Raw genomic sequence first — 4717 nt, 5'->3', positions numbered from 1 at the left:
GCTCCTACACACACCTCGGTTTCACCGTCAACACGGACCCTGTAGAATCTTTGGATGGGACACCACAGCCATCCAAGAAACAATGATCCTTTCCATCTCACGGCCTTCGGGTGATGTCGCTACAGGTCTGTGTCGACGATAAAAAAGGGCGCAATAAATATCCCATTAGATGATTTATGAATTGTTTCCCGAGTCGCCATGCTTGGGTGTCATGGGTCTTCTACTCGGTGCGTGCGGCCTCGGTGCGCCGGTGGCGTTCCTGGCGGATACCCGCGGCGGTGTCCAGCAGTTGGGCGACGGTGCGTCGAGGGTGGTCGTTTCTGTCGCTGTCGGGTTCGCCGCGGAAGCGTCGCAGCATCTCCGCCTGAACTCGGGTGCCGTGGCCCTGCGCGATATGGAGGAGGAGCGTGTCCTTGTCGCGGGAGGGAAGACCCTTGATCCATCTGCCCAGTGCGCGGGGGTCTTCCTTGACCGGTGGTATGGGTGGGCTGGCCTGAGCCGCGCTGGCGAGCAGGTCGGCGTCGAGGCGGAGGAAGTCCGCCAAGGCCCGCTGAGGCGCGGTGAGGGTGTCCAGCCCGGCGGGTACAGGCGGTTCGAGGTCGTTCTCTTCCTCGTCGCCGAAGGCGTTCTCGTCGCGTTCCCAGGTTCCGTAGCCGGCCAGCCAGGCCAGATAGAGCGGGCGTAGGTCACCGGCGGCGAGTTCGGCGCGGACGCCGACGATCGCCGACAGCGAGTCCTCGGCGTCTTCGACCCAGTCCTCGCCCTCGTTGTCGCTGGTCAGGTCAAGGAGAAGATGCTGCCGGGTGGTCCAGGCGGTGACGTGCGGGTCAACGCAGTACCGCTCGGCGACGGTGAGGTCGAGCATGGTGCGGGGCAGGCGGAGCATGAGACGGTGGGTGCCCCAGTTGGCGAGGTAGAGATGGGCGTCGTAGTAGCGCTCCATCATTGTGTGTGGATCGCCGGAGAAGTTGCCCCAGTGGTATTCGTTGGTGAAACGGGTGGCGGTGATGCGGGCCCGGGTGGATAGTGCCCGGACCTCGGCCTGTTGCCGTTCGTTCAGGGGGCGGTCGAGGGCCAGGAATTCGTAGTACTGGTATTCGGACACCGTTCAGCCTGCCTGTGTCGTCGCGTTGTCAGGGCGCCCAGTGCCGGTAGGCGTGGATCCATTCCGCCCCTGCCGGGGGCGGGGTGGGTAGCGGCAGGTCCAGGATGCCGATCGCCTGGCGGTGCCTCCCACGTACGCAGATCGCCACGATGCCGCTCCCAGGCAGCAGATCGATCCCCGTGACGGTCACCTCCACACCCAGGACGGTGGTCTGGAAGGGAACCGCGAGACTGTCTTCGATCATTGCGTGGAAGGCTGTGAGCTGTTCGTCCTCGCCGTAGGCGTCGACGACGGCACGTTCGACCAGAGCGTCCAGCTCGGCGTCACTCAACTCCACCACGGGCGGCAGCCTACCGATGCGGGGAGCTGACACTCCTCCCGGCCCCGTCCGGCACGAGCTGATCGTCGATGCGTTGCGGGGTGAGAGTGCCTGTCCCGGGAACAGATGCACTGTGAGCGCGGGGTCAGGGCGCTGCGCGGAGGTGGGCGACGGCGTAGGGCCGGCCACCGAGGCTTGCGAGTCGGAACGCTGTGGCTGCCAGGCGGTGGGCGGGGCTTATGCGTTCCATGACGGGGTGCTCGTCCACCAGGGTCCAGCCGGGGACGAGGTGTGCCAGTGCCGCTCCGTCGCGGGCACCGGAGCGGAACCGTGCGCCGGTGGCCTTGACGATCGGGTGGCGGTCGCTGTGGGCGATGCGGGGGTGGAAGTAGTCGGCGACGAGTTCGGTGCCGGCACTGGCGCGCAAGGCCTCGGTGAGGAAGGTCCGCAATCCCGCCTCGCCGAAGTACATGATCACACCTTCTGCGATCAGGAGTACCGGCCGTCCGGCCAGGTCGAACGTGTCGAGCCAGCCGGGTTCGGTGGCGGACGCGGCGCCGAGCGTCATCGGTTCGTCGGGTAGCAGCCGCCGGCGGATGTCGATGACCTCCGGCGAGTCGATACCGACCCAGCTCGCGGAGTCGGGAACCTGCCCGGCCAGACGGTAGAGGCGGGTGCACAGCCCCACGCCGACCGTGACGATCGCCGGCCGGTCGTGGCGGCGGGCGAATGTCACGGTCAGCTCGTCCAGGACGAGGGAACGCCAGATCGTGCCGCCACTGTTGGATCGGTCGGACAGTACTCGACTGTCGTCGAACGCGACGGCCTGCAGAAGCTGGGCGGCCATCGGATCAGTGAACCGGGCCTTTGGTGCGAAGCGTTGTGCGTGCGCACGCCCGTACAGCGGGGTGAGCAGTGTCGAGGACACCTCGTCCAGTTCCGCCGCGGACACCTTCCCCATGGTCATGAAAGTTAGCCTAACCTAACTAGCTCGGGTTGTTGTCGGTCTCGGCATGCCCCCGCCCCGTTCCCCCGGCGAGCAGGCCACGACCGTGTCGGCGGCGAGGGAGCTTTCGTCCCCGTCTGCACGGTCGAGAGGAGGCCCGAGTTCGACGAGGTCGAGGCCGTCGAAGAACCACCTGACCCCAGCCTCTGGGTGCGTGCCTACATGGAGATTCCATGGTTGCGGCTGCCTTCCGCCACTGAACGGGACCGCTGTTCACTCGGCGGTGCTCACCGTGCGGCGGCACAACGTGGCCAGCCGACGGGTGATTGAAATGAACGGCGATCTCCTCGTCGGCCAGGAGCATGATCAGCGTCGCTACACCTGCCCACCCGCCGACACTGTCCGTGCTTGCGGTCTGAGGTGTGCGTGTGGTCAGCGTCGCGTGGGCAGGGATGGGGTGATCTCGCTGAGGTCGATGTCGGCGACCAGGAGGCGGTGTAGGGCGCCGCCGGGGTGGCGGGGCAGGGGCTGGACGGGGCTGGTGAAGTATTCGAGGTCGTCGAAGACGGGCTGGCCGTCCGGGCGGCGCGCAAACTCGACGCGGCCGTAGTCGACCCCGTCGGTGGCGTCATAGCTCATCCAGCTGATCGTCTCGGTCTCGCCGGGTTGGAGCGGTGCGGTGTACAGCGGCCGGGCCTGGATGATCTCGCCGTCGTCGTACCAGACCTGGGGGACGGCGAGAACCCAGCGGTGGGTGTGGATGGCCTTCGCGGTGGCGGCGGCCCGGATCTCGAACGCGAGGGCGGTCGCCCAACTGGTCAGGTAGGGGTAATCGCTGAGGAACAGGTTCCGGTCGCCCTGCAGGCCCAGGATGGCGGGGTAGTCCCCGGCGCGCACGGCGCGCTGCACGCGGCTAGTGATGTCCTCGACGAGCGTCCAAGTGTCAGCGTTCACAGCACAGTCCTCTCTCGTGATCCCCGTGCCCGACCGGGCCGGGTCATGCCCTGGCCGGTGTCGGGCCTCTACTTGTTCATGCGGGGCGAGCGTCGTCCCGACCATCCGCGGCCGTCTCCCTTTCTTCTCGGGCCGGTGCGGCGGGTGGTGGCGCCGTACATGCCCCGTCACTCTGATACGGGGCTGCCGGCGTCCCGACCGTCCGGAGACCCGGTCGGAGTGGGTCTTCTCCCGCGCCGGCGGTGCCTTGCCCGCCGGCCGCAAGACCGGCGGGCAGACACCATCAGCACGGATGGGCGTGGTCCCATTAGGCCGCGGGATGCAGACTGGTGGGTGGCATCGGGTCCGGCGGGTGCAGCCGGCCGGATGGGTCCGACGGGCCAGCGGTGTCATCCTGGCGGGCGGTGGGGCGCAGGTGCGGCGGGACGTCGGGGAGCTGGTCCAGGCCGAGCCGGCCGGGCCGGGTCGTGGTCAGGGGAAGCCAGCGGGCCGGGGTGGGGTCGAGATGTTGATCGGGTGGGGTGAGGTCGGCCGCGGTGGTCGCGACCGGCACCAGCTCGGGTCGGTCGAGGTTGTGCAGCGTCTGCGCCATCGCTGCGCGTAGCCGGGCCTCCCGGCGGGCGGTGGTGGTCCACAGCAGGATCGGGGTAGCGATTCTGGTGCTGGTGGCGAGCTGCTGGTAGGCGGCGAGCTTGGCGGTGACACGGTGCAGGGGTTCGGTGCCGTAGTCCAGTTCCAGGAACCACTCGACCACGGTGCCGCCGCGGGCCGTCCAGCGTCCGAAGGCATCGGGGCGGACGATGTCGCCGAAATGCCGGGCGCAGCGTTCTTCCGGCCACCAGGCGGTCAGCGTGCCCGCGGCGCCGGGCTGGCGGGCGTGGTGGATAAGGCGGGTGAACATGCCGTTGACCGCGACCCGATGCGCCAGGTGCAGGGAATGGGCGATGCCCTTCGCCCGATCATGCTGGTAGCCGATCTTCTTCGGGTCCAGGCCGTCCTCATGCGCCAGCACGGCCGCGCCGGCGACGTCGAGGATGTAATGCATGGGCGCCAGCCCGGAGGGCACCAGCGGTTGGAACCGGTCGAGGACGCGCCAGCGGTAGAGCTCCAGCAGGCGCAGGTTCGCCGCGCGGCGGCTGGTCCAGCCGAGTTCGACGATCTGGTGGGTGGTCAGGACCCGGTGCTCGTGCAGCATTCGGGTGATCCACCGGTCCCGGGGGGTGAGGTGGTGGGCCAGCCACAGCTGGTGCTCACTGCCGGCGACGGTGCGGGTGGCGGGACGGGCGTAGGTGCGGCGGCCGAGATGCTTCTGCTGCGGAGGATTCGTGATCACGTGTGGTGTCTCCCTGGACGGTGACGCGGGCGGCGGTCAACGGGCGGGCGGGGCTGGAAG

Annotated in this window: 5 protein-coding genes; all 5 read right to left on the bottom strand. The window is 68.3% G+C overall.

Going from position 1 to position 4717, the window contains the following annotated elements:
* Positions 1 to 220 precede the first annotated feature (220 nt).
* The 5 genes from AC08OO_RS22525 to AC08OO_RS22505 all read right to left on the bottom strand — a co-directional run bounded on the left by AC08OO_RS22525 (position 221) and on the right by AC08OO_RS22505 (position 4657).
* Positions 221 to 1105: a hypothetical protein gene (locus AC08OO_RS22525; RefSeq protein ID WP_476611766.1), complete on the bottom strand. Its 885-nt coding sequence runs from the start codon at positions 1103 to 1105 to the stop codon at positions 221 to 223.
* Between the two features lie 28 nt (positions 1106 to 1133).
* Positions 1134 to 1445, bottom strand: a complete 312-nt coding sequence (locus tag AC08OO_RS22520) for a hypothetical protein (protein ID WP_476611765.1) — start codon at positions 1443 to 1445, stop codon at positions 1134 to 1136.
* A 124-nt stretch (positions 1446 to 1569) separates the two neighbouring features.
* Positions 1570 to 2391, bottom strand: coding sequence for a class I SAM-dependent methyltransferase (locus AC08OO_RS22515; RefSeq protein ID WP_476611764.1), 822 nt, complete (start codon positions 2389 to 2391; stop codon positions 1570 to 1572).
* A gap of 411 nt (positions 2392 to 2802) precedes the next feature.
* The gene (locus AC08OO_RS22510; RefSeq protein ID WP_476619046.1) at positions 2803 to 3324 is read right to left on the bottom strand and encodes a hypothetical protein; all 522 of its coding nucleotides are present in this window, start codon (positions 3322 to 3324) and stop codon (positions 2803 to 2805) included.
* A 307-nt stretch (positions 3325 to 3631) separates the two neighbouring features.
* Positions 3632 to 4657, bottom strand: coding sequence for a replication-relaxation family protein (locus tag AC08OO_RS22505; RefSeq protein WP_476619045.1), 1026 nt, complete (start codon positions 4655 to 4657; stop codon positions 3632 to 3634).
* Positions 4658 to 4717 lie beyond the last annotated feature (60 nt).

Source organism: Frankia sp. CeCAU1, from assembly GCF_977971845.1.
Note: the sequence above shows the minus strand (reverse complement) of the source record. Positions and strands in the feature narration are given on the sequence as shown.